We start from the raw sequence: 25431 nt of genomic DNA, 5'->3' as shown, positions 1-25431 counted from the left end.
TACAAATATTCTTGAACATAAAAAAGACGCTATCTTAAAATATAGCGTCTTTTTTATGTTCAAAATTTATATTTTAAAATGACTGAGGTTTAAAAACAAAATAATTTATAATCTGTAAAATAATAAGTAAAATACCCGCTAAGATAATTATTGTAACATAAGGTATGAAACTCATCTCTCCCATTATACCTACTAATGGAGATATTAGGCCGCCTAATAACGATTGTACAAGCCCTAATAAACTTGATGCACTACCATTTCCCCCAGTACGTTCTTCCATTGCAATAGAAAACCCTAAGGTTGCTACGCCAGTAACTGGTGCTACGAGTATAATAAAACCAATAAATAAAATCCAAATTGGTAAATGCGTCATTAACGTAACTGATACAACTACAACACCTATTAATTGAATCATCGTTAATATACGTAATAATGCTTGTCTATTTATATAATCAATCAACTTGCCTGTTAGTTGACTAGAGAAAATCAAGCTCAAACCAATCAATGCAAACATCACACTAAATTGTTGAGCAGACATACGATAAATATTTTGCGTAACAAAAGGCGACGCTGAAATATAACTAAATAGCATTATAAACGTTACGCCCTGTATTAACATAGGTAATACAAATCTTGGTGTCATCAATAGTAATTTGAAATTTTTAAATATACTTATAATATGTGGACTATCTCTACGTTCTATCGCTAAAGACTCCGGAACTTTTAACAGAGAGCCGAGTAGCATTAAAATTCCAAAAATTGTTAATATAACAAAAACCATTCGCCAAGTAGCAAATGATAATATGATACCGCCAAGCGCTGGTGCTATAACTGGAGCAACGCCATTAACTAACATAAGCAATGCTAAAAACTTCGTTAATTGTTTACCACTATATAAATCACTAGAAATCGCTCTTGAAATAACAGCACCAGCCCCGCCACAAAAACCTTGGACAAACCTTAAAGCAATCATTACCCAAATATTTTCTACAAAAATAATCCCAATGCTTGCCATAGTAAATAATAACATGGCGACTACAAGGGGTGTTTTACGACCCATTGCATCAGATATCGGCCCAACAAATAAGTTACCTAGGGCTAACCCAATCATAAAGAGTGACAAAGTTAATTGTGAATTTGAAGTTGTAGTATTAAAATCAGATTGAATCTGTGGCAAACCAGGTAGGAACATATCTATTGATAATGCACCTATTGCAGTAAGTGCCCCGAGTATAATTACGAACAATAAAGACTGCTTTCGTTGTTTTTGATAATTAGACATATTTATTCTCCTCACAATGAAGTATGATTTCGTTGATGAAAAGGTTTATATTTTTTTAATTTCTTAAAATTATAAACATTCTTTTACAAGTTAATTTAAAGTTCATTGCTACTATTATAGCTTTAATAATGAGTTATTTAAATAGTTACTTATAACTCATATAAACTGAATGTTCTTTTTAAATAATGTGGTTTTAGGACCTTAAGTTGAGAAGTATTTTTGTTCACCCGAGCTGTTGGTCATGTGTAAGTACCACTAACTCACTAAAGTGAGAAGTGGTTCTTTAGAGAAGTGAGTTTCTTAATAAAAAAAGAGTCCAGGACAACTACTTATGTCCTGGACTCTACACATCATACTTCAGAGTAATTAAGGTATAAATGCTTAATCACTCTGAATATTTAACTACCTTTAAATTACCGGCATTGTCATTGCCTTCTAATTGATAATCAACTGAACCATATTGTCCATTTTCTTTCAATGTATTGGCAGTTACATAATAAGTTTTGCCTTGTTTTACAATTTCAGTAATTTGAGGTTGTTGTAAATAAAATAAATTATTCCCTTTTACACCACTCTTAGTCGATTTATAATTATCAGTATCTTTCTTCAAATAATTAGAAACTAGTGAAAAGTTGCTTTGGCTGTGCGCGCTATTCATTGCAGCAGTGTAATTACCGAAAAAATTAGCCACCTTATTTCTGAAGCTATTTTCTTCTTTTTCTTTCTTTTCTACATATTCTTTGATTTTATCACTATCAAAGTTCATAGTAACTTTCGTTTTATCTTTTAGATTATCTGTTTTCACAGTTGTTTCTGCAGATTTAAATGTTTTCTTCTTGGCTTCCCCTTCGGCAGATATTGTTAAATCTTTAGTCTTAGGGTAAGGTCCAATTTCTTTAGCTTTAGCATAATCATAAGTTTTATCATTAATTGTTACTTTAACTGAGTCTTTATCTATCTCTGAAGCGCCACTTAACTCCACTTGAATGTATGCCTCATCGAAATCCTCATGTACATCTACAGTTTCATTATTGCTGTTATTAAAATTAAACCTGAGGTGACCGTCAAACTGTCCATTTTCCATCTCTTTTTTAGTTTCTAAAGCATAATCACCTGGAATAAATTTACCTAAAGAGGTTGCTTTGTTTTTCTCTGCTACAACCGTTTTTTGTTTGTCACCAGACTTAAATTTATAAGTCGTCTCATATTTAGGTTTTATAATCGCTTCTTTTGTTGGCGCCGTAAAATTCATATTATCAAATATTAAATAACGTCTACCATTTTTGCTCACACGTAATACATCCTCGCCATTTTTGGCTCTTACAAAATCAGATTCTTTCGTGTCACTCTTGTTTAGCTTCTCTATTTTTTGGTTTACATCTTTTACAAAGTTGTCCATACCTACTTCTTCTTTGATATATCTAATATAAGCTTCCGCTTCGTTTTCATCTACACTATTATTTTGTGTACTTAAAATAGTAGAAAGTTTTTGAGTATCATTATTATCAATCGCATTGATTAAAATTTCTGACTGTGCCTCAGGTGAATTGAAATTTTTTAATAAGATAAAAATTATGATAAGTAAAATTATGATAAAAAATGCAATTCCCAAGGGTATAATTTTACGCGCTTTAATATTTGTTATTTTCTTAGTTTCTTTAGATGAACGCGTCATTTTTGCTGAATCATCTTGACGTAGTAGCCGTCCACAATGACCACACTTTCGTTGACCATCTCTTGTATTTCCCCCACACTTAGGACATTTTTGCATTTTCTCACCAACTTTATACCTGAATTTTTGCACTATCCCATTATTTTAACATATTATAAGTTGAAACTATATGTATGATCTTCATCATTCTTTGCATTAGAAAGGATAATATTAAACAACACAATACGCTATTGCATCATTTATATTATATTTAATCTAAATCTAAATTGATATACATATTTAGTCTAGTATTGCTTTACGCTTGTAACAAACTGTTCAATTATTTTTTAAAATTAAAAGGACATCCACTTTCAAATTGAAGACTTTCTTATGTCACAAGCTATACGCCAATATTTTTAGTATTATCTTATGAATGATTTTTTATATTGAAGTTTTTTAATCTTTGTCCAATGATTTCTAGTACATAACGCGCTTGTTCAATTTCATCATCAGACAAATCATGTAACATATCACTGACAATATCATTAATAATCGATTTACTTTCACGATTAAATTGTTCACCCTTCTCACTCAATTTTATGTATTTTAATCTTTGATCTGTGTTTTCTTCCGTTTTAACCCATTCCACTACTTCAGCTTGAATTAGTTTCTTAATTCTTCTACTGACTGCCGCTTTATTAACCCCTTGTCTTTCTGTTATCTCAGTCAAAGTCAATGACTTTTCATTTTCAAGCATTAAAATAACGTTAGCTTGCTCTTTGGATATATTATATTCTTCTCTTAGCTCTTTCAATAACTTAGCTAATAATGTGTTGACATCATCAATGAACTCTCCCATGAATACAATGTGATTGCCTAAATTTTTCACCATCTCTTACACCCCTATATCTTCTATTTATAAAACATTTCATTTATATTTTTATATTATGTTAATAATATCAATATTTGCAGCTGTATAAAAGTAAAATTTAATAAGTTCACTTTTCTTAAAACAATAGCTATATTTCAGCAAACTTAAGCGTTGTTAGAGTTGCTTATTTTAGAATATTAAACTACATTTAATATACTAAACAATCTGGAGTGAAGCATTAACATGTTGTCATTGTTTTTATGTATTTTAATATTAATCACATTCATAAGTATGTTCTTAAATTTTAAATTTTCTACACATCTTGCCAGTTTTATTTCCCAGGTAATAGTGGGATACGCTGTAATTATTTTACATATTGGTCAACACACTTTACCAATAGATTTAATTGTCACTATGTTAATAGGCGTTTTATTATTACATGTGAAACATAAACATTTATTACAACATCAAAAGAGCGCATTATTTTTAAAACGACTTTACTTTATTGGTTTTAGAATCGTCGTCTTTATGCTTGCTTGTTATTATATTAGTTTTATCCCTATTGCGCTGAATGTTATTTTCTTATGGATTTCAGCAATTGCTTTTAGTTCTATATTTACCTTTATTTGTTATGTGCTATGTTCGTCTGCTTTCTTAAATAAAAAAGCGCCTCGTGAATTTGATACAATTCTTGTCTTAGGAGCCGGCATATTCACAGAACAAGTCACACCCATGTTAGCATGTCGACTTGATAAGGCCTTACGTTTGTTTGAAATAAATCCAAATGCAACATTTATCGTGAGTGGTGGTCAAGGGCCTGATGAACCTATTTCAGAAGCTCGAGCGATGCAACGCTATTTAATTCATAACAGTGTAGATCCTCATAACATTATATTAGAAGATCAGTCGACAAGCACTTTAGAAAACATTATGTACACCACGCAACTCATTCAAGATTCTTTTTCTTATAAGCCTAAAATTGTTTGTGTAACTAGTCAATTTCATATAATGCGTGCATTACGTTTTGGAGAAAAATTCAATTTAAAGTTAACTGGCGTAGGTAGTCACACACCTTATCATTTTTTTGAAATCGCATTAATACGAGACTTTTTAGCATTAATGTATCAATATAAAATGATGTTAACTATTTATTTTGCTACTCTCTTTTTTATATGTATCATTGCATTTTGGCATATTCCTCACCTATAACCTAATTGCATTACTTCATTTGTAAATATAAAAGTATATATAATAAAGCCAAGGGTATAAATCAATACCCTTGGCTTTTAAAGTTTCTATTAGCTATTTACAATAACGCCATCATCGAGTTCGATAACTCTATCTGCATATTCAAATAATCTTTTATCATGAGTAATCATGATACCAATCATTTTTTTACTTTGAATTTGATTTTTAATCATCTCTATAACTTCAGTTGCTCTTTCTGCATCTAAACTGGCAGTTGGTTCATCCGCTAAAATTATTTTAGGATTATTCATTAATGCTCTCATAATTGCTACACGCTGTTTCTCACCGCCTGATAGCATATGAGGAAAAACATTTAATCTGTGTGACAAACCAATTTGTTTTAGCAGCATTTCAGCTCTTTGGTTTGCATCTTTTTTAGACATACCCGCTTCTCTACCAATTGTTGTTAATTGTGCTTTTACCTTTAAATATGGCACTAAATGAGATGATTGAAAGATAAACCCAATTTCATTCAACCTTAATTCTGATGCTTTTTTGTCACTATCATATAAAGGTGCATCATTATATAAGATGTCACCACTATTTTGTGATAATAAACCACCTAAAATAGTTAATAATGTCGTTTTGCCTGAACCTGAAGCACCGTTGAGTATAACGAACTCCCCATCGCTAACTTCAAAGTTAATACCTTTTAATACAGTTGTTTCTGATTGGCCTTTACCAAATGATTTTTTAATATCTTTAACTTGTAAACTCATTATTCTCCACCTCCAATTGCTTCAATAGGATCAACTTTAAATAATTTAATTAATGACAAGGCAGCGCCAATAATTGCTACAACAATAAACACTCCGACTACCAGCAGTAAATTCGATGCTGTCACGTGGAATGGCATAGATACTGGCATAACAAGTGATAGACCACTAATAATACCCACAGAAATCAATACACCTATCATAGTTGTAATTAATATTTGGATTACCAATGCGCTGATTAGATGTCTTGTCTTAATACCAATTGCTTTTAGAATACCAATTTCTGGAATTTTTTGGATTGTCATTACATAGAAAAATGCACTTAATACAATTGCTGAAATCACAAATAAACTTATAATCATCATATTTAATGGTGCTTGTTCAGCTTGGTAACTGGCAATTTCACTTGTGATATCATCCTCACTGAATACTTTCACATCTGAAATATCTTTGATTTTATCTTGTTGTGATTGAGATAAATCTTGTACTGGGTAAACAGTGCTATGTTCTTTATTTAAGCTTTCAAATCCGTTATTGCTCATCATTACTGCTGAACTGTGAGAATACATTGTATCGTCAAGAATACCTGATACTTTAAGTTGCTCCCCGTCTTTCACTTTTATAGTGTCACCAACATTAATACCATCAGCTGTAAGTTTATTATTGATTGCTACTTCATTATCTTTTGTTGGATAGTTACCATCTTTCAATTCTGGTTTTTCATCTTTTACTGTGTTCGTCATGATAACATCTTCTTCGTCTTTATTTATTTTTAACGTTTGAGATGCTAACTTTAATGGTTCTTGATCTGTAATATCTTCAATTTTCTTTTGTTGCTCAGTACTAATAACAGACTTCGTAATATCTGGTTGTTTATTATCCTGTAAAACGTATTTTTCAGTTTTCATGTTATCTAACATTGATATATTCTCTCTGGCTAAACCTTGTGCCAATCCACTAATAAATAACACCATAATACCAAGTAATAATATAATTAACATGATTAAAATATAACGAAATTTATAATATTTAATCTCTTGCCATGCTAATTTCATCAATTCCCACTCCTTCTCTAAAACTTATATTTAGAGTCTAATAATACTATGTGAACTCAATATGAACTTTTGTTAATTTTTTACTATTTGTTAAGTTATTTGGTTATGTTTATAATGGCAATAATACTGAATAAGGAGATTTTGCGCATGACAACTTGTTTAATTGTTGATGACGACAAAAAAATATTAGAGTACGTTTCAAATTACACACAGCGCGAAGGGTTAAATACAATTACGCACTCTAGCGCTGAAGATGCCTTAACTTACCTTGAAACGAATCAAGTGGATATTGTAATTATTGATGTCATGATGGGAGGCATGAGTGGTTTTGAACTTTGCAAAATTTTAAAAGAAGATTATGAAATGCCTGTCATTATGCTAACTGCTCGTGATGCGTTAAGCGATAAAGAACAAGCATATTTAACGGGTACTGATGATTATGTGACGAAACCTTTTGAAGTTAAAGAGTTAATGTTTAGGATTAAAGCAGTACTTAAACGTTATAATATCAATGCTTATAATGAAATCACTATCGGTAATATTACTTTAAATCAAGCCTACTTAGAACTTCAATCCGATACGAAATCAATGAATTTACCTAATAAAGAATTTCAATTACTTTTTTTACTTGCATCTAATCCTAGACAGGTATTTAATCGAGATGTATTAATAGAAAAAATATGGGGCTTTGATTACGAAGGTGATGAACGTACAGTCGATGTTCATATCAAGCGTCTAAGAAAACGCCTTGAAAAATTAAATGCTAACGTGACGATTTTCACAGTACGCGGTTTAGGTTACAAGGTGGATGACCATGTTTAAATCCCTATATTCACGAATTGCTATATACACAATTGCCGTCATGTTATTTAGTGCTATTGTCAGTTTTTTATGCACAAACATTATTTACCATAACCATTTAAAAGCAAATAACGATGCAAAAATCATGCGTACTTTAGAAGATGCGATCAGTTATCAAAAACAGTCAAATATTGAATCTTTAGATCCTTTTTTCAACCATTTAGGGAAAATGAATTACCAAGTAATGACAGTTTCTGAAAATGGTAAACGTGCCTTTTACGGTGCTAATTTTAGAAAAGATAACGTAGATGACAACGTCATTCAAACAGTACTAAAGGGCAAAGACTACCATGGTATTCGAAACCTACCATATAACCCAATTGTTACTGGTTTCTTTGAAAATACCACGCAAAATACTGTAGGCATGTCATTTGAAGATAAAGGTAAAAATTATGCTGTATTTATGAGACCTGATATTGGGAAAACGTTTAGTGAATTCAGAGTATTTTTAGTTATATTAATCTCATTATTACTTCTGTTTTCTATTATATTAGTCATTTTATCAACCTATACTATTATCAAGCCTATTCAACAACTAAAGCATGCAACTGAAAGACTTATGAAAGGTAATTTCGATACGCCAATTCACGTTACTAGAAAAGATGAGTTTGGAACATTACAATTCCGCTTCGATCGCATGCGCCTTTCACTTAAACAATTAGACGACATGCGACAACATTTTGTTCAAAACGTATCACATGAAATTAAAACACCATTAACGCATATTCACCATCTATTGGACCAGCTAAAATTCGCTAAAAATGCTGAAGCACGCACACAATACATTGATGATATATATCAAATTACAAGTCAATTAAGTGAGTTAACTAAAGCGCTGTTATTATTATCAGAAATTGATAACGGAGAACATTTAGTTTTTGAAGACCATATTGAATTAAACCGATTGCTCAAACAAATCATTCGTCACGAACAATTTTCCGCTAATGAAAAAGATTTAATTATTATGTCTGATTTAGCTGAAATTACTATTGTTGGTAATGAGCGCCTTTTACATCAAGCTTTCCAAAACATAATTACCAACGCCATAAAATATTCGCAACAGGGTGGTGTCATCGATGTCACACTCAACCAAAATTTCGAGACAATTACTTGTGAAATTACAGATGACGGAGAAGGTATGTCTAAAGAAACACAAGCGCGTTTATTCGAACGTTTTTATAAGGCAAGTAGTCATGACAATAGTAATGGCTTAGGTCTAGCTATAGCAAAAACAATATTTGAACTACACGATGGCTCAATCTCAGTCCAAAGTAAAAAGGACGAAGGCACTACCTTTACAATTCAAATTAAAAAGTAACACTGGTTCATTTAGTCTAAACTAAATATGTCTAGTGAACATATAAAATGCTGGGAGTTGTGCATGTATTTACTTGTCCTTCCAGCATTTTCTTTATGTTTTCAAAAAGCAATATAAAAAGACAAACCGCACGCTATAACTGCGCTTAATTTGTCTCTATTAACAGGACAATAGGCTTGAATATATAACCAAGCCCTATTGTATTAAGTAATTAATTAATTTTTAAATTTTCCGTAATTTCTTTATTTAACTGAGTATATAACGCTTCATTTTCTGATAGTTTCATACCATATGAAGGTACGATTTCTTTAACTTTATCTTCCCAATTAGCAAATTCGTCTTTGTAACAACGCTTGAGTAAATCAAGCATAATGTCGACTGCCGTAGATGCACCTGGAGACGCGCCTAAAAGTGCAGATAATGAACCATCTTCTGACGTAATAACTTCCGTACCAAATTGTAATGTTCCTTTGCCTTGATCCGTGTCTTTAATCACTTGCACACGCTGACCAGCAACGACGATTTCCCAATCTTCACTTTTAGCATTAGGTACAAATTGACGTAAGTCTTCCATACGTTCTTCATTTGATAATGTTAATTGCGAGATAAGGTATTTCGTTAAATTCATCTCTTTAATTCCTGCAGATAGCATCGTAATAAGGTTATTTGGCTTAACAGATTTGATTAAATCCATATTAGAACCCGTTTTTAAGAATTTTGGTGAAAATCCTGCAAACGGACCAAACAAAATAGTTCGTTTACCATCTATGTAGCGTGTATCTAAATGTGGTACTGACATGGGTGGCGCACCTACTGGAGCTTTACCATAAACTTTAGCTAAATGCTTTTTGGCGATAGCTTCATCTTTACATACTAAGAACAATCCACTTACTGGGAAACCACCAATATGTTTAGACTCTTTAATTCCTGTTTTTTGTAACAACTGTAAACTAGCGCCACCAGCACCAATAAATACAAAATCACTTTCAACAATCGTCTCATCGTTCGTTTGCAAGTCTTTAACTTTGACTTCCCAAACGCCATCTTCACGTTGTTGAATATCTCTAACTTCATGTTCATAATTTAACTCTACTTGCTTATCTGCTAAATTCTCAAATAACTTTCTAGTTAATGCACTGAAGTTAACATCTGTACCTGTTTTATCATAACTAATCGCCATTGGTATATTAGACGTACGCCCCTCCATAATAAGTGGTGTCCATTCAGCGATTTTATTTTTATCATCTGTTATTTCCATATTACTAAATAAAATATTTTTGTTTAGTCTGTCCACACGTCTTTTCAAGAAATCAACATTTTTAACACCTTGAACAAAACTCATATGCGGTACCGGTTTGATAAATTTTTCTGGATTTTCAAGTTGCCCTTGTTTGATTAGATAGCTCCAAAACTGTTTTGAAACTTGGAATTGTTCATTAATTTTAACTGCTTTATTGATATCTATTGTTCCATCTTTATTTTCACTAGTATAGTTTAATTCACATAACGCAGAATGACCTGTGCCTGCATTATTCCATGCATTGGAACTTTCTTCCGCAGGTGTAGCTAACCTTTCAAACATCTTAACTTCTTTCTCAGGTGCGAGTTCTTTTAATAATGTTCCTAACGTTGCGCTCATGATACCGCCACCAATTAAGATGACGTCTGTTTTGCTATGTTGTGTACTCATAACAAATACAGTCCCCCTTTTATATGTGTTAAATAGAAACGTTGTCTTTAATGTTATTAATCATATCAATAAAAATAAAGCGTTTTCTATAGATTAAAATAATAAAGCACGTATTATCGCTATGTAGTTAAACAATAACACCATATATTTCCATACCTCTCTAATTATATACATAATCGGCTCATGAAAAAAGGGCTTTCAGAAATTCTACACAAATTTTGTTAATATGTGTTAACTAGCTCACACAAAAATTCGTATATTTTCTTAATGAAAAAGCTAATATAACGCTATATTAATTGCTAGTTTAAAATTATTTAGCTATTATACCTATACAAAATTCATTTCATGCTATAATGAGTTTCAATTTAAGTAAAGTTCTTTTGGAGGTTTTTTAATGAAATCAATAACATTTTTCATGCATAATGTTTATGCAATGGGTGGCACCGTCAAATCTATTTCTCAATTGGCAAATATATTAGCTGAAAAAGGACATCATGTAGAAATCATAACTATTTTTAAAGGGGCTGATTCGCCTTACTTTGATATTCATGAATCCATTAAAATAAAACCTTTAATTAACTATCAATTTCACCCACTTAATATCAAAGATATTATTATAAATAGGATCGCTAAATTCACATCATTTTCCAGACCAAAATATATTTCACAATTTGAACCAGGGATTGATCAATTTTCTCACTATATAGAGAAAAAAATGATTAAAGCTATAAGCAATGTTTCTACAGATGTAATTGTAGGTACACGTGCAAGTTTTAATATATTAATTGCTAAATATGCTGGTTCTCAAATTGAAAAAGTTGGTATGGAACATATGAACTTTGATGCACATTCTGAACCATATCAACAAGAAATTATTAAAAGTTATAGAGATTTAGATAAAATCACTACATTAACTACTGTAGATAAAAACAAATACCAATCGCATATCGATACACCTGTATTCGTAGTTCCTAATATTATCAATGAAATTCGTCTCCACGAACCGAAAAGCAAAATCATCTGTACAGCGGGTCGTTTAGAATATGAAAAAGGATTTGATTTATTGATTGAAAGTATTAATCCTATTCAAGAAACTGTTAGAAAATTTAATTATCAAGTCCACATATATGGTGAAGGCAAAGAACAAGCAAATCTGCAACAACTGATTAATCAATATAATCTGTCAGACATTGTAAAATTATACGGCTCCACACAGCAATTAAACGAAAAATTAGCAGTTAGTGAAATCACTGTTATCCCTTCGCGTAACGAAGGTTTCGGTATGGTGATATTAGAAGCTATGAACCAAAGCAGTATAGTAGTGAGTTTCGATGGTAATGCTGGCCCTGATTCAATCATCCAAAATAATGTAAATGGCTATTTAATTGAACATGAAAACGTAGATGCATTATCTAATCAATTACGCCGTCTCATAAACCAAGAGTTCAAAGATGAAGTGGTTATTCAAAATGGTTATAAAACCGTTACTTCTTATGCACCAAAAGCGATTTATCAAGACTTTTTAACTATGTTAAACGCTTAATTATCATAATGTTGAATATTTTCAAAAACGAATTAATGCAAAGGTTTGCTAAGTCTCCTAGTAATATATTCAATAGTTAAGATAGATACTTTAAACATGTCCCATGTTCATCATTCATAAAAACACACTCGTATAAATTCATTGTGATATGAATTAAACGAGTGTGTTTTTAATTTATCCTCATAAATAAGGTACATTCCCTTAATTGAGGCGTATTTTCATTTATAATCTGATAGATTTAAATTATTACATGAATAAATGTAATAAGAATGTCCAGATACATACAAATATAAGTAAAGCAATACTATAACGTAATGTCATTTTCAACAATTCAGATTCTTTCCCGACTTGTTGCACAGAAGCTGTCGCAATCGCAATCGATTGTGGTGATATTAATTTAGCAGCCACACCACCGACTGTATTTGCTGACACTAGTAAAGCACCACTAGCACCAATATTATTCGCAACTGCTGCTTGAATTGGTGCAAACAATGAGTTGTTATTTGTAACAGAACCCGTTAAGAATACACCAATCCACCCCAATATTGGAGATAACAGTGGGAAAATACTTCCTGTTTTTGCAATACCCTCACCTACTGCGCTACTTAGGCCAGCGTATGTCATTAATTTAGATATTACCAAGATAAAACAAATCGTTATAATTGGTAACCATAATTCTTTAAACGCCTCTTTAAATAGTCCTATACCATCCTTAAATTTAATATTTTTTGACATTAATATTGTAATAATAATTACAAGTAAAATAGCTGTTCCGGTTTGACCTATGATGTTCAACGGCAATGTGATTGCTTTATTTGCAATATCACTATAAGTTCCCGGTAACGTTATGTTAAAGACAAGTGAAGACAATGCACCATCTGGAGCAAAAAGTGATTTAAAGCTTTGCGCACTCCATATCATTACAATCACAGTTAAAATCACAAACGGGCTCCAAGCATATATAATTTCTTTAGGTTTGTGTTTTGTAATTGCTTGAGGTTTTTCATCTTTTTTCAATCTAAAGATATTTTTCGGTTGGAATTTTTTCGAGAATAAAGCTAAAGCTAACATTGAAACTAATGGTGGTATAATATCGGCCAATTCAGGTCCAATAAATACAGTGATTAAACCTTGTAATACTGCGAAAGTACCACCAACAATTAAAATAGCTGGCAACGTTTCTTTAATACCTTTAAAGCCATCAATAATCCATATTAATAAAAATGGTATTAATAGATTCATAAATACTAAAGTTAATGCTGACATTTGGGAAACTGCCATACCTGAAATATTATCTGGTAAACCTAATGTATCAATAACAGTGACAGGTAAACCAATTGCTCCAAATGCACCTGCAGACGCATTAGCTATTAAACATAGCATCGCTGCTTGTAATGGACCAAATCCTAACTGTGTTAGTAATAATGCACAAATTGCAATTGGTACACCAAAACCTGCTGCACCTTCTAAAAAGCCATTAAAAGCAAAACCAATTAACAATAATTGGATACGCTGATCTTGTGAAATACTAGAAATACTATCTTGTATCGTATTAAACTGGCCAGTTTTATTCGTAATCTTATAAAGTAAAACCGCCATAACTACAATATATCCAATTGGTATAATACCTTGGAAAAATCCTTCAACCACTGCTCCTGATGCTATCGTCACAGGTAGTTTAAAGAATAGCATTGCAATAATAAGTGTAACAACTACGGTTGTTAATGAAGCATAAATACCTTTCATCTTAAAAAGAGTTAGACATAAAAGAAATAAAACTATAGGTATTGCTGCTACTAATGTTGATAACAAGATGTTACCAAAAGGGTTAAAAGATTCTACAAACATTTTGACTCACTTCCATTTTCTATTTTTATTTGGCATTGAAGAACCTGATATTGTGATTTTTTTCACAATTTGATTATAACATTTTTTTACCTAATTACAATAAGTTTTTAAAATTTAATTCTTCCCTATTAAAGATTTCCCTATTTTATAAATTTAAAAAGTCATTTTTCAATAATTTGAAGTTTAAAAACAATTAATTTTATACACTTCAAATTATAAGGGATTCTTTTGTCATAGGTTCTTTACATGATAAAATAGTATAAACAACTATTAAGTAGAGGTATACAAATGATAAAACAAATTGAAATTACAGCGTTGCACCTTTTAGAGTCTGAATTGGAAAAGGCAACATTAGAAGGTTATTCACACTTTATATTAATTAATAACCATATTGAAATATACCAACATATGCTTGAAGCCGTTGAATTAAAACCTTGTCCGATTGTAACAGACTATACAGTTCAACAACAATACGTCAACGACTGTCGCTATTTTGGGAAATCAGAAATTACTTTCAATGATTGGATTGAAAATATTAACCACTTCCCAAATGTTATTTTCCATATAGAAACAACACAAAACATCTTAAAACATTTTGAAATTAGTAATATTTTTGACTTATCACTGATTTCACTATTACAAGATGACGTCGCTACAGATAGTCATGTTGTTTTTAATTTTGAATCCACATTTATTACAAGTGACTATATTTGGAGTGAAATTCATAAATTAACGCCATTAAACACAACTAAATTTAGCCTTAATAAATTGGCATATGAACATAAACACACTGTGCCATTTAAAAATAGTGAAACGCTCGCACCAGAGCAATTGCGCTTTACAGATAAATGCTTAAAAAATACTGGTTTTAAATTACCCCATTTGTTTTATCATATGCTTCAACAACATTTTGACAAGAAGCATCGCGAAGCAAGTTATATTTATGAAAAAGACAAGTCTAAAGTTAAAAATCATATAGTTTTCTTAGGTTTTGATTATGGTTTCCGTGGTAATTCTCGTTATTTATTTAATCACTTTGCGAAACACTTTACTAAATTACCTATCTATTTTATTACTAATGATGTAAACGGGCCTAATTTCATTAAACCAGATGACCCGAAAGCGAAATCACTTATCGAAAGTGCACAAGTTGTAATATTAGAAAGTTATATACCAGACTCACTGAAACCAAACGGAACCATTATACAACTTTGGCATGGTACACCTATTAAAAAACTATTTTTAGACAGTCCTGAACCAACTCAAAACCTTAATATTTATAATTATCGCGCACGTAAATATAATAAATGGTTACAACAAGACTATTTCATTAGTGATTGTTCAGCAATCATTGATTATTTTAAAACTGCTTTTCCACAGCAACAAACACATATATTAAATTGTGGCTATCCAAGAGTTCGTTATTTATTAGATAAACAATCTGACCATCACTATATTTCATTTATCAAAAAAGAATTAAAATTAAATCCAGAAAAGGAAACATTACTTTATGCACCTACTTGGCGAACAGATTATGATGAATCTGATTTATTACCAATAAGTGATGGGCTTTTGAATAAATACAATGTTATTTTTAAAGGGCATATTGAAGATAATTCTAACTATGTTCCGGAGAATGCAATTATTGCGCCTTCTCATATAGAAGTTCAAGATTTATTGTTGATTTCAGATATTGTCTTAACTGACTATTCATCGATTATTTTTGATGCATTAACTATTGATAAAACGGTCTGTCAATACACACCAAATCACGAAAAATATGTTTCTGAACGTGGTGTGTATGAAGAAGTGATGCACGCGCTATCTACAGTACGCTATAGCGATGCCAAAGCATTACTCAACGATTTAATAAGCCATCAAATGAAAGATATACATGACAATTCTTTTGTAAATAAAGACAACCATGCTTTTGAAACTATTTCTCATATCATTCATAAATGCACTAAATCTAAGTAAAATAGAATATTCAACGATGTGATTACTTTGCACGAATACATGTTAAAAATTGCATGAAACATAAAGCTCTTAAATAAACGTCAATTTCTATATTATTTTAATAGAAATTGACGTTTTCATTGTTTTATTACGTGATAGAGCTGACCTGTATAATATAAACTTTTTATTATAATATTGGCAGTGATTTGAATCGATGCCTGTGGTAAGCGCACTAGCCAAATACTATAGTCTAAGGCAGTAACCGCGCATAGCGTGCACAAAAAAACTGCCAACAAAGTCGGATACTTTGTCGACAGTCTAAACTAATCTAAATTGATAAGTGCTGTTATTTTGAAAATGGACATATATGCCCAATCACTTGCTCTCTTAATAATATTTTTATTGTTGATACGCAGGGTCTACTACTCTAACTGTACCTTGTTGGTCTACTGTAGCAATTGTATATGTCCCTGGTTGTGCTTGATTTTGGAAACTAAAGATATAACTATAGTTTCCTTCGCTACCCTCAATAGCATAGTCATTGAATGGATTAGATTGACCATTTAATGAATTAACTTCAGCAGTAGCGTTGTCCAATGAATTTTGGAAGTTAGGCAAGCTTTGTAATGCAGTTTGTGGATCTACGTTACCAGATGTAATATTTTGCGCTACTGGTACTGCATTTTGTCCTTGATAAGGAGCAACATACTGAGATGCGCTTGAATTTGATGCATTACTATTTGCATTGGCATTATTGCTAGCATTGTTACTACTATTTGCATTATCGCTATTCGCATTGTTGTTATTCGTATTGTCATTATTTCCTGAAGTTGATGCGCTATTTCCACTATTCGCATCACTAGATCCATTGTTACCATCTGAATTAGAACTATTACCTGAGGCACTACCATTGTTATCAGAAGAACTGCTATCATCATTTGATGAACTGTCAGAATTGTTTCCATTACTGTCAGCACCATCACCTGAAGCACTATCTTCGCTAGATTTGCTATCTGAATCTTTGTTTTTGTCTGAGTCTTTGTCTGAATCTTTGTCAGAGCTGTCATTACTCTTCTTGTCATCGTTTTTAGAATCTTTTGATTTGTCATCAGATGATTGACTGTCTTTTGAACTATCGTCCTTTTTACTACTGTCATCATCACTACCATTTGAACAAGCAGCAAGTGCTAAAGATAAAGTAAGAAAACCTGCTAATAGTTTTTTCATATAGAAAAACCTCCTTAATTTTTAATACTCACAACCTAATGGTTAGTATCTATGTATATCATTCCCCAAGAGGTTGGTTGAGAATTAGTTTATTATTCACTATAAAATTAACAATAAACATCTTTAACGAAAAATCCTTAAAAAAAATATATAAATTTAACAAACTCAAAATATTTTTCAACTTTATATCGTTCCATAACATATTTAAATGATGTCAAAAAGCATCGAAAAGAACTTTATTTCTAAATTTCTTTTTCCATAATTAAATCTATATCTACTACATTACCAGTATAAAAGTGATGTTCTCCTGTAACACGCAGTCCTTGCTTTTCGTAGAAATTAAGCGCTTGTTTATTATGTTCCCATACACCTAACCAAATTTTAGTTTTCTTTAATTCTCGCGCCTTTTCTATTGCGAATTCAAAGACGTGCTTTCCTCGTCCGCCCCCTTGAGCTCTGGGTAAAAAATAAATGCGTTGTATTTCAAGATATTCATGCCCTTTGTCTTCTGATTGTGCTTGGTTAATATTTAATTTAAAATATCCTACTATTTCTTCATTATCTTTGTAAAAATAAGTAAACGAGGATTCATTTTCTAATTCTTTATTTAGTTGTTCTACATTATAAGCTTCATTAAAATACTGCTCGAAATCTTCATCAGTGTAACCACCGTCTTCAAATGTCTCCTTAAATGTTGTAATACTAAGTTGACGCAATTGTTCTAGTTCATTAGATTTTACCAATTCAATTTGAGTCGCCATATTACTTCCCCCTACTTTGTTCTCTCTTTGAAATCAATTATACTAAAACACTTTCTATCTTACTATTGAATAATAATACTTTTATAATTAATTACTTTTCCCTACAAAAATTAAATTGCTTTTAATTTAAAGCGCTTACCTAAAAAACGTATAGTTTAGCCTTATTGTGTAATATTCAATTACATGATAAAGTAGTTCTAGTTTTTTAATTGTTCGTAAATATATACATAAGGGAGTGCCATTTGGCAATGACTGAAACATTTAAAGCTTTTGTAGTCGATGAACAAGACGGCAAAGTAACTAACCAATATAAAGATTTATCAATAAATGATTTACCAGAGGGCGAGGTGCTTATAAAAGTTAAGTACTCTGGTATCAATTATAAAGATGCACTTGCAACTGTGGAAAATTCAAAAATCGTAAAATCATATCCAATGGTTCCAGGTATTGATTTAGCTGGCGTAGTAGAACATTCCGATACACATGCATTTGAAGCTGGTGACGAAGTTATTGTCACTGGGTATGACTTAGGCATCAGCCACTTTGGTGGTTTTAGTGAATACGCACGTGTCAAAGAAGAGTGGATTGTTCCTTTACCAAAAGATTTAACCCTTGAAGAAGCTATGATTTATGGAACTGCTGGCTATACAGCAGGTTTAGCTATCGAAAAGTTAGAACATAATGGTTTATCTGTAGAAAAAGAAGACGTACTTGTACGTGGCGCAACAGGTGGTGTAGGAACACTCGCAGTAATGATGTTAGACTCTATAGGCTTTGATGTTGTTGCTAGTACCGGTAAACAAAATGCTGAAGCTCAACTTAAATCTTTAGGGGCAAAAGAAGTAATACCTCGTATTTCTGAAAGTGATAGCAAACCACTTGGCAAACGTACTTGGCAAGGTGCTATTGACCCCGTCGGTGGCGAAAGTTTATCACAAATCATTAAACAATTAGACTATGATGGCAGTATTGCTTTAATAGGTATGACTGGCGGAACAAACTTTGATAGTTCTGTATTTCCATTTATATTAAGAGGTACTAGCATTATAGGTATCGATTCAGTTTACACTGAGATGAGACAACGCAAACATATATGGCGTCGTTTAGCAAAAGACTTAAAACCAGACCAATTACATGACATCAAACAAGTTATTAAATTCAATGAAATTGAATCCAGTATTAAACAAGTACTTGAACATGAAAATTCTGGCCGTATAGTCATCGACTTTGAAGCATAAAATGAATCTATGGTAATGTTTCAAATTATAAACAATTCATAAATCGTCACTCTTTAATAGAGCGTGAATATGAAAGCAAACCTTAAAATTTGTTTTCATATTCACGCTCTTTTTCATTTTATTCCGATTAATATAACCTCACATTTTTATACATATAAATAAGAATTACACCTCATATAAATAGATAATAATAAATAAAAATCTTATACTTTAATATTTACAAGTAAAATATGAAAGCGTATACTTATCTTTATCGAAAACATTCAGGAGGGTTTTTATGGGAATAAAAGTAAATAAAAAACTCATCTTTTTCCTTGGTGCATTGGGAGGTTTACTCTATGGTTATGACATGGGAGTAATATCTGGCGCCTTATTATTTATAAAAGATGATATACCTTTAAATAGTTTTACTGAAGGCCTTGTAGTTTCATCTATGTTAGTTGGGGCAATATTTGGTTCAGGTGCTAGTGGACCGATGTCTGATAGATTGGGGCGTAGACGTGTTGTATTTATAATAGCAATTATTTACATAGTTGGTGCTTTAATATTAGCCTTAGCACCTTCCATGCCAATACTAGTTCTCGGTCGTCTAGTCATAGGTTTAGCTGTAGGTGGTTCTACTGCTATCGTACCAGTTTATTTATCAGAAATGGCGCCTACCGAACAACGTGGTTCATTAAGTTCTTTAAACCAATTAATGATTACAATTGGTATTTTATCTTCATACTTAATCAACTATGCGTTCACACCAATAGAAGGTTGGAGATGGATGCTAGCACTTGCAATTATACCTTCTGTTATCTTATTAATTGGTGTTGCATTTATGCCTGAAAGTCCAAGATGGTTACTTGAGCACAGAAGTGAAAAAGCAGCTCGTGATGTGATGAAATTAACGTTTAAAGATAGTGAAATCAATAAAGAAATTGCAGACATGAAAGAAATTAATAGTATTTCTGAAAGCACATGGAATGTTTTAAAATCACCGTGGTTACGACCAACGTTGATTATCGGAAGTATCTTTGCGTTACTTCAACAAATAATAGGAATTAATGCAATCATTTATTACGCACCTACTATTTTCAATAAAGCTGGTTTAGGTAATGCTACTTCCATTTTAGGCACAGTAGGAATTGGTACCGTGAATGTCTTAATCACAATTGTCGCTATTATGATTATTGATAAAATTGATCGTAAGCGTCTATTAGTAATTGGTAACATTGGTATGGTAGCTTCGCTACTAATTATGGCTATCTTAATTTGGACAATTGGTATTCAATCATCCGCATGGATTATCGTAGCTTGTTTAACTTTATTCATTATATTCTTTGGGTTTACTTGGGGACCAGTACTTTGGGTTATGTTACCTGAATTATTCCCAATGCGTGCACGTGGTGCCGCAACTGGTGTCGCAGCGCTTGTATTATCAATTGGTAGCTTATTAGTTGCGCAATTCTTCCCAATTTTGACGGAAGTATTATCAGTTGAACAAGTATTCTTAATCTTTGCTGCGATTGGAATTTGCGCCTTAATCTTTGTAATCAAATACTTACCAGAAACACGTGGTCGTAGTTTAGAAGAAATTGAGGCAGACTTACGTTCTAGAACAAATGCTACAAATGCAAATATAGAAGAGACAAAATAGCAATTAGCAATGTATGCGCTTGAATTAGAACTCAGCTCATGCACAATAAAGAACTAATAACTTAAGTTATTGACAATATAACATTTGAGGAGGCTGAGACAATTAATTTGTCCCAGCCTCCTCAGTTATTATATTCAAAGTACAAACTATAAATTTAAGCTGACTTATCAATATTTGAAATACATACCACAAGAATTGGGTTCTGTAGTCATAAACCCAAATTGTGCATACAACTGATCTGCAGGATAATCAGCTATTAAACTGACATATGTTCCCGATTCGGCCTCAGTTTTAATATAATCCATAATATGAGTCATTATTTCTTTTCCGTAACCATGGCCTTGGTATGCTGGATTAACTGCTATATCAATAATTTGAAACGCCGTTCCACCATCACCAATCACTCTTCCCATACCTATTAACGCCTGTTGATCAAAGATTGTGACATTAAAACATGCATTAGGTATCCCTTTTTCAGCAGCTTCTCGGGATTTTTCGCTCAGTCCAGCTATTTTACGTAAATTTCTATAGTCTTCAACAGTTGGTGGTTCATGCTTTATCTCAACCATTTATTATTTTCTCCTAAAAATTATATTATAAATATTTCTTCATAACTACTTTATTTGATTCTTTAAAGACATCATTATGACTTGATACATAACCTTCTGCAGCTGCTTTGGGTTCAATATAAAGCTTAGCTAAATTTGCAGCATTCGCCGCGTCACTAAAGGCACTTGCAATGAGATGTGCTTTTGCTTCGTGATATATAATATCACCACATGCATAAAGTCCATCAATACTCGTAGAAGTATTACCAAAGCCTTTAATGCTGTACTCGTTAAACATGTCAACTTGAGTTGAAGAAGCTTCGAGCAATGTATTTTCTCTATCAAAACCATGACTGACAATCACATCATCAAATGCTTTTACCGTTTGCTCACCTGTTTCAATATTTTCTAATATCACTTTTTCAATTTGTGATTGTCCTTGGTCACCTATTAATTGATATATATGTGTATTCGGTAATTTTTCAACATTCAATTGTTCCATTTTATCTCTCATTGCTTCATAGCCTTTAATATCAGCTTTTCTATAAATAAGCGTAACACTTTTAGCATAACCACTTAAATCGTTAGCCCAATCTAAAGCTGAATTACCAGCACCAGAAATTAAAATATTTTTATCTTTAAATTTTTTCAAAGACTGTACGACATAATGTAAGTTAGTCAATTTGTATCTTTCTGCATCTTTGATATCTAGTTGCTTTGGATTAATGATACCTCCGCCAATTGCTATAATCACTGATTTTCCTTCAAATACATTTTCTTTATCCGTTTCAACCTCAAAATGTTGTTCAGCAATTTTTCTTATATCAATTACACGTTCTTCTAAATTCACTTCAGGATTAAAATGTAGACCTTGTCTAACTGTGTCTTGAATAACTTCAAAACACGGTTTCGGCGCTAATCCACCTATATCCCATATAATTTTTTCTGGATAGACATGCATCTTCCCCCCAAGTTTGTCTTGAATATCTATGATACGGACGTTCATCCCTCTTAATCCTGAATAAAAACTAGCAAATAATCCTGCTGGGCCACCACCAATTATAATTACGTCATCCATAAAGCATCCTCCCAAATTTAACTTGTATCTTACATACATTATGCTATAATTGATAATCATTATCAACTAAAACATTTTATTAATCACTTTTATATTTAGGAGATGTTCACCAATGAAAAAAATAGCTTTACTCCTTATTTATTTAATTTTATTTACTGCTGCTTGTGATACAAATAATTCAAACCATAAAGAAGATTCAAACCTTGAGTCCACTGAAAAAATATTTAAAGATGATACCGGAAATGAAATCAAAATTCCTAAAAACCCTAAAAATATAGCAGTTTTACACCCTACTTATGTAGGTGCTCTAGTAAAATTTGGTCATAAGCCAATCGCAGTTCCAGAATTTGTAAATAAAAATAAAGTATTAAATGACGCTACACAAGGAATTAAACGTATTGATAATACTAGTATTGAACAAATTACACATCAAAAACCCGATTTAATCATTACTACAACCCAAGATAAAAATATTAAAAAATTACAAAAAATCTCACCTACAGTTGCTTTTGATGCAGAAAAATCTAATTATAAAGATAATACTAAAAAGCTTGCTACTTTAGTTAATGAAACATCGAAAGCTAAACAATGGATTAAAGAATGGGATACTCAAATGGCAAAAGATAGAAAAGAACTAGAACCAGTAATTAAAGAAAAATCTATTTCTGTCTTACAGCAAACACCAAAAGGAACAATGGCCTTTAGCAACCATCTGGGTAGAGGCACAGAAATACTATATGATGGTTATAAAATGAAGCAGCCTAAAGCACTCGCACAAGCCACAAAAAATAAATTTGCTACACCAATTAACCCAGAAAATTTTGCAGACTATATAGGTGATTTCGCAGTTATTGCTACAAACGGCAAACAAAATACGCCATTTGAGAATACCAATTACTGGCGTAATTTATCCGCAGTAAAAAATAAAAACATAATTAAATTCGACGTGACTGTTACACAGTATAATGATCCTATTTCATTAGAAAAACAACGCGACATATTCTATAAAGCTTTAAAGAATATAAAATAACTTTTCATCAAGTTGATTCACAAAAAAGTGAGGGGTGAAATCCGACTGTTGATTTCATCCCCTCTTATCATATAATTCATCAAGTTGAAAAAAATGCATTTAAATTTAAATGCTAGTTCTGTTTCAAACTCACTTTAATGAGTTTAGATTTAATACTCTTTTCACTAATCCCTAGGATCTTTAATAATTGCATTTCTTAATACGAAAAACAACAGTATAAAGCCTGCAGTTAAAATCGTATGACCCATGCCTGCAAATCCAGCAAACGAATCTGGCACCGTAAGCCCAATAACTTGATATGTCCCTTTCGTAAACATCATACCTATCGTAGTCAACACACCAACGTTATAAATAATAAAGAACCAGTTAAATAAATAATAACTATCTAATTTAAATATTTTCACAACAGGCAATAAAATAAGGTGCATAAACATACCTAAGATTAACGTGTGTGTATGTACAACTACGAGTTGTGTATCTCCGGTAAAGTTATGAGCGAGTGTCAATTCACGATAATAGAATCCACTTAATAAACCTAATATTGTATAAACTAAAAAAGCATACAGTACTCTACGCATAGATAATCCTCCTTAAGGATATTATAGGATAATATCTTAAAAATTACAGTGACAATTCTACAAACTTCTTAAAAAGGAAAAGGAGCATTTATATTAAGATACAGTATCCAAACATAAAAAAAGCTACAAAGAAATTTACAGTGATAAATTTCTTTGTAGCTATTCTTTTTTATCATTTAGTTCGACTCGTTTCTCTCAACTTCATCAATTTTATCAACTTTACGTTGAGAACCACCTTCCCAACTTACATTGAGATAAGCTTCTACGTTTTTCTTAGCAACTTCTATACCAATAATTTGTGCACCCATTGTTAAAATTTGTGCATTATTACTAAGTTGAGCACGCTCTGCAGAATAATAATCATGCGCTAACGCAGCACGTATTCCCGTTAATTTATTAGCTGTTATAGCTACACCGATACCTGTACCACAGATTAATATGCCACGAGCATTTTGCCCTTGTTGTATACTTTTACCAACTTCAGCTGCCACATCTGGATAGTCTGTTTCTGCACATTGATGACAACCAAAATCTTCAACTTCATGCCCTAATGCTTCAACATGTTCTTTTACCGCTTCTTTTAAATCGTATCCATTATGGTCTGCACCAATTGCTATTTTCATGTAATTTCCTCCTTAATAGTTTCCATTAATTTTCAATAAAACTTCCAAATGTTTGTAACATTAGATAAGCAGACATCGCACCAGGATCCACATGTCCTTGAGATCTATATCCTAATCTCTTAGAGCGTCCTTTATTAGAAATAATGTCCTTCGTACTTTCCATACCTATGTGTGCTTCTTTTAATGCTTTATTGTAACCATCTGTAAAAGGCATATCTTGTTCCATTGATTGTGATAAAGATTTATAAAATGGCTCTAAAGTATCTATCATTGTTTTATCACCAATTTCGGCTTTGCCTCTATCTTTAATTCCTTTACTAAATGCAATCCAAAATTGATATAACCCTGTATCATCAAGCTCTGTTTGATTTTTAATTGCTACAGCGCCTTTTAAATAACCAGACGCATATAATGGACCAACTGATGAACCCACAGCATCTAAAAAACTTTTCCCAACAGCTACACTAATTTTCGCAATATCACTTTGTGATGCTAACTCATTATGAATCGTTTCCTTTACAGCCTGATAACCAATATCCATTGTGACACCGTGGTCACCATCACCAATTTTTCTGTCTAGCTCACAAAGTTCATCTTTTTTCTGTTCAAATAACGTTGTTAACGCTAATATATAATCTTTAAATGATTGACTTGTTAATATCATATT

General features: G+C 31.8%; 22 protein-coding genes. 8 read left to right on the top strand and 14 right to left on the bottom strand.

Translation table 11 applies throughout. The features are described 5' to 3' along the window. Positions 1–73: 73 nt before the first annotated feature. From LG295_RS03390 to LG295_RS03380, 3 genes are all read right to left on the bottom strand, one after another. Entirely contained in the window at positions 74–1282 is a 1209-nt protein-coding gene (locus tag LG295_RS03390) for a multidrug effflux MFS transporter (RefSeq protein ID WP_107557739.1), read from the bottom strand. A 385-nt stretch (positions 1283–1667) separates the two neighbouring features. Then, positions 1668–3053, bottom strand: a complete 1386-nt coding sequence (locus LG295_RS03385; RefSeq protein WP_107557740.1) for a TcaA second domain-containing protein — start codon at positions 3051–3053, stop codon at positions 1668–1670. A 307-nt stretch (positions 3054–3360) separates the two neighbouring features. Continuing rightward, complete coding sequence (locus LG295_RS03380) at positions 3361–3825, bottom strand: MarR family winged helix-turn-helix transcriptional regulator (protein WP_107530426.1); 465 nt, start codon at positions 3823–3825, stop codon at positions 3361–3363. Between the two features lie 222 nt (positions 3826–4047). Between LG295_RS03380 and LG295_RS03375 the strand changes: the two genes are divergently transcribed. Beyond that, complete coding sequence (locus LG295_RS03375; RefSeq protein ID WP_199186486.1) at positions 4048–5013, top strand: YdcF family protein; 966 nt, start codon at positions 4048–4050, stop codon at positions 5011–5013. Between the two features lie 89 nt (positions 5014–5102). Here the strand turns inward: LG295_RS03375 and LG295_RS03370 are convergent, their stop codons facing one another. Further along, entirely contained in the window at positions 5103–5771 is a 669-nt protein-coding gene (locus LG295_RS03370; protein WP_107530430.1) for an ABC transporter ATP-binding protein, read from the bottom strand. Further along, positions 5771–6823: an ABC transporter permease gene (locus LG295_RS03365; RefSeq protein WP_107530432.1), complete on the bottom strand. Its 1053-nt coding sequence runs from the start codon at positions 6821–6823 to the stop codon at positions 5771–5773. Before LG295_RS03365 ends, LG295_RS03370 begins: the two co-directional genes overlap by 1 nt. Positions 6824–6970: 147 nt before the next feature. Between LG295_RS03365 and LG295_RS03360 the strand changes: the two genes are divergently transcribed. Then, positions 6971–7645, top strand: a complete 675-nt coding sequence (locus tag LG295_RS03360; RefSeq protein ID WP_107530435.1) for a response regulator transcription factor — start codon at positions 6971–6973, stop codon at positions 7643–7645. Then, positions 7638–9002: a cell wall metabolism sensor histidine kinase WalK gene (locus LG295_RS03355; RefSeq protein WP_107557742.1), complete on the top strand. Its 1365-nt coding sequence runs from the start codon at positions 7638–7640 to the stop codon at positions 9000–9002. The genes LG295_RS03360 and LG295_RS03355 overlap by 8 nt, the downstream gene beginning before the upstream one ends. Before the next feature lie 211 nt (positions 9003–9213). On the opposite strand, the gene mqo is transcribed toward LG295_RS03355, so the two are convergent. Continuing rightward, positions 9214–10692 (bottom strand): malate dehydrogenase (quinone), encoded by a 1479-nt coding sequence (gene mqo / locus LG295_RS03350; protein WP_107530440.1) that lies wholly within the window; start codon positions 10690–10692, stop codon positions 9214–9216. 394 nt (positions 10693–11086) lie between these two features. Between mqo and LG295_RS03345 the strand changes: the two genes are divergently transcribed. Then, the gene (locus LG295_RS03345; protein ID WP_107530442.1) at positions 11087–12235 is read left to right on the top strand and encodes a glycosyltransferase family 4 protein; all 1149 of its coding nucleotides are present in this window, start codon (positions 11087–11089) and stop codon (positions 12233–12235) included. A gap of 246 nt (positions 12236–12481) precedes the next feature. On the opposite strand, the gene LG295_RS03340 is transcribed toward LG295_RS03345, so the two are convergent. Continuing rightward, positions 12482–14083 carry an L-lactate permease gene (locus LG295_RS03340; protein ID WP_107557743.1) on the bottom strand — a complete coding sequence of 534 codons (1602 nt, stop codon included), beginning with the start codon at positions 14081–14083 and terminating at the stop codon, positions 12482–12484. Positions 14084–14371: 288 nt separating this feature from the next. Here LG295_RS03340 and LG295_RS03335 point away from each other — a divergent pair, with 288 nt between their 5' ends. Further along, complete coding sequence (locus tag LG295_RS03335; RefSeq protein ID WP_107530444.1) at positions 14372–16060, top strand: CDP-glycerol glycerophosphotransferase family protein; 1689 nt, start codon at positions 14372–14374, stop codon at positions 16058–16060. A gap of 378 nt (positions 16061–16438) precedes the next feature. Here the strand turns inward: LG295_RS03335 and LG295_RS03330 are convergent, their stop codons facing one another. Both LG295_RS03330 and LG295_RS03325 read right to left on the bottom strand, forming a co-directional pair. Beyond that, the gene (locus tag LG295_RS03330) at positions 16439–17266 is read right to left on the bottom strand and encodes a hypothetical protein (protein WP_107530445.1); all 828 of its coding nucleotides are present in this window, start codon (positions 17264–17266) and stop codon (positions 16439–16441) included. A 242-nt stretch (positions 17267–17508) separates the two neighbouring features. Continuing rightward, on the bottom strand, positions 17509–18027 hold the full coding sequence (locus LG295_RS03325; RefSeq protein ID WP_107557745.1) for an N-acetyltransferase: 519 nt from the start codon (positions 18025–18027) through the stop codon (positions 17509–17511). A 248-nt stretch (positions 18028–18275) separates the two neighbouring features. On the opposite strand from LG295_RS03325, the gene LG295_RS03320 reads away from it, so the two are divergent. Together LG295_RS03320 and LG295_RS03315 are read left to right on the top strand one after the other, a co-directional pair. Continuing rightward, complete coding sequence (locus tag LG295_RS03320) at positions 18276–19265, top strand: acryloyl-CoA reductase (RefSeq protein WP_107531556.1); 990 nt, start codon at positions 18276–18278, stop codon at positions 19263–19265. A gap of 277 nt (positions 19266–19542) precedes the next feature. Next, on the top strand, positions 19543–20907 hold the full coding sequence (locus LG295_RS03315) for a sugar porter family MFS transporter (protein ID WP_404476411.1): 1365 nt from the start codon (positions 19543–19545) through the stop codon (positions 20905–20907). 167 nt (positions 20908–21074) lie between these two features. On the opposite strand, the gene LG295_RS03310 is transcribed toward LG295_RS03315, so the two are convergent. Both LG295_RS03310 and LG295_RS03305 read right to left on the bottom strand, forming a co-directional pair. Further along, entirely contained in the window at positions 21075–21476 is a 402-nt protein-coding gene (locus tag LG295_RS03310; protein WP_107557746.1) for a GNAT family N-acetyltransferase, read from the bottom strand. A gap of 25 nt (positions 21477–21501) precedes the next feature. Next, entirely contained in the window at positions 21502–22533 is a 1032-nt protein-coding gene (locus LG295_RS03305) for an NAD(P)/FAD-dependent oxidoreductase (RefSeq protein ID WP_107557747.1), read from the bottom strand. Positions 22534–22645: 112 nt separating this feature from the next. Between LG295_RS03305 and LG295_RS03300 the strand changes: the two genes are divergently transcribed. Continuing rightward, entirely contained in the window at positions 22646–23563 is a 918-nt protein-coding gene (locus LG295_RS03300; RefSeq protein WP_318832678.1) for an ABC transporter substrate-binding protein, read from the top strand. Between the two features lie 164 nt (positions 23564–23727). On the opposite strand, the gene LG295_RS03295 is transcribed toward LG295_RS03300, so the two are convergent. The 3 genes from LG295_RS03295 to dhaL all read right to left on the bottom strand — a co-directional run bounded on the left by LG295_RS03295 (position 23728) and on the right by dhaL (position 25428). Then, positions 23728–24141 carry a DUF2871 domain-containing protein gene (locus LG295_RS03295; protein ID WP_017723240.1) on the bottom strand — a complete coding sequence of 138 codons (414 nt, stop codon included), beginning with the start codon at positions 24139–24141 and terminating at the stop codon, positions 23728–23730. A gap of 176 nt (positions 24142–24317) precedes the next feature. Further along, positions 24318–24764 carry a ribose 5-phosphate isomerase B gene (gene rpiB / locus LG295_RS03290; protein WP_042362155.1) on the bottom strand — a complete coding sequence of 149 codons (447 nt, stop codon included), beginning with the start codon at positions 24762–24764 and terminating at the stop codon, positions 24318–24320. A gap of 25 nt (positions 24765–24789) precedes the next feature. Beyond that, positions 24790–25428 (bottom strand): dihydroxyacetone kinase subunit DhaL, encoded by a 639-nt coding sequence (dhaL, locus tag LG295_RS03285; RefSeq protein ID WP_119613843.1) that lies wholly within the window; start codon positions 25426–25428, stop codon positions 24790–24792. Positions 25429–25431: the final 3 nt, after the last annotated feature.

Origin of the sequence: Staphylococcus pseudoxylosus (genome assembly GCF_044794325.1) — a bacterium.
GTDB lineage: Bacteria > Bacillota > Bacilli > Staphylococcales > Staphylococcaceae > Staphylococcus > Staphylococcus pseudoxylosus.
This window is presented reverse-complemented; position numbering and strand designations above follow the sequence as displayed.

Bases quoted from the DNA above. Each gene is read 5' to 3' on its own strand.
- LG295_RS03390 (WP_107557739.1), bottom strand. From the start codon at position 1,282: ATGTCTAATTATCAAAAACAACGAAAGCAGTCTTTATTGTTCGTAATT.
- LG295_RS03385 (WP_107557740.1), bottom strand. From the start codon at position 3,053: ATGCAAAAATGTCCTAAGTGTGGGGGAAATACAAGAGATGGTCAACGA.
- LG295_RS03380 (WP_107530426.1), bottom strand. From the start codon at position 3,825: ATGGTGAAAAATTTAGGCAATCACATTGTATTCATGGGAGAGTTCATT.
- LG295_RS03375 (WP_199186486.1), top strand. From the start codon at position 4,048: ATGTTGTCATTGTTTTTATGTATTTTAATATTAATCACATTCATAAGT.
- LG295_RS03370 (WP_107530430.1), bottom strand. From the start codon at position 5,771: ATGAGTTTACAAGTTAAAGATATTAAAAAATCATTTGGTAAAGGCCAA.
- LG295_RS03365 (WP_107530432.1), bottom strand. From the start codon at position 6,823: ATGAAATTAGCATGGCAAGAGATTAAATATTATAAATTTCGTTATATT.
- LG295_RS03360 (WP_107530435.1), top strand. From the start codon at position 6,971: ATGACAACTTGTTTAATTGTTGATGACGACAAAAAAATATTAGAGTAC.
- LG295_RS03355 (WP_107557742.1), top strand. From the start codon at position 7,638: ATGTTTAAATCCCTATATTCACGAATTGCTATATACACAATTGCCGTC.
- mqo (WP_107530440.1), bottom strand. From the start codon at position 10,692: ATGAGTACACAACATAGCAAAACAGACGTCATCTTAATTGGTGGCGGT.
- LG295_RS03345 (WP_107530442.1), top strand. From the start codon at position 11,087: ATGAAATCAATAACATTTTTCATGCATAATGTTTATGCAATGGGTGGC.
- LG295_RS03340 (WP_107557743.1), bottom strand. From the start codon at position 14,083: ATGTTTGTAGAATCTTTTAACCCTTTTGGTAACATCTTGTTATCAACA.
- LG295_RS03335 (WP_107530444.1), top strand. From the start codon at position 14,372: ATGATAAAACAAATTGAAATTACAGCGTTGCACCTTTTAGAGTCTGAA.
- LG295_RS03330 (WP_107530445.1), bottom strand. From the start codon at position 17,266: ATGAAAAAACTATTAGCAGGTTTTCTTACTTTATCTTTAGCACTTGCT.
- LG295_RS03325 (WP_107557745.1), bottom strand. From the start codon at position 18,027: ATGGCGACTCAAATTGAATTGGTAAAATCTAATGAACTAGAACAATTG.
- LG295_RS03320 (WP_107531556.1), top strand. From the start codon at position 18,276: ATGACTGAAACATTTAAAGCTTTTGTAGTCGATGAACAAGACGGCAAA.
- LG295_RS03315 (WP_404476411.1), top strand. From the start codon at position 19,543: ATGGGAATAAAAGTAAATAAAAAACTCATCTTTTTCCTTGGTGCATTG.
- LG295_RS03310 (WP_107557746.1), bottom strand. From the start codon at position 21,476: ATGGTTGAGATAAAGCATGAACCACCAACTGTTGAAGACTATAGAAAT.
- LG295_RS03305 (WP_107557747.1), bottom strand. From the start codon at position 22,533: ATGGATGACGTAATTATAATTGGTGGTGGCCCAGCAGGATTATTTGCT.
- LG295_RS03300 (WP_318832678.1), top strand. From the start codon at position 22,646: ATGAAAAAAATAGCTTTACTCCTTATTTATTTAATTTTATTTACTGCT.
- LG295_RS03295 (WP_017723240.1), bottom strand. From the start codon at position 24,141: ATGCGTAGAGTACTGTATGCTTTTTTAGTTTATACAATATTAGGTTTA.
- rpiB (WP_042362155.1), bottom strand. From the start codon at position 24,764: ATGAAAATAGCAATTGGTGCAGACCATAATGGATACGATTTAAAAGAA.
- dhaL (WP_119613843.1), bottom strand. From the start codon at position 25,428: ATGATATTAACAAGTCAATCATTTAAAGATTATATATTAGCGTTAACA.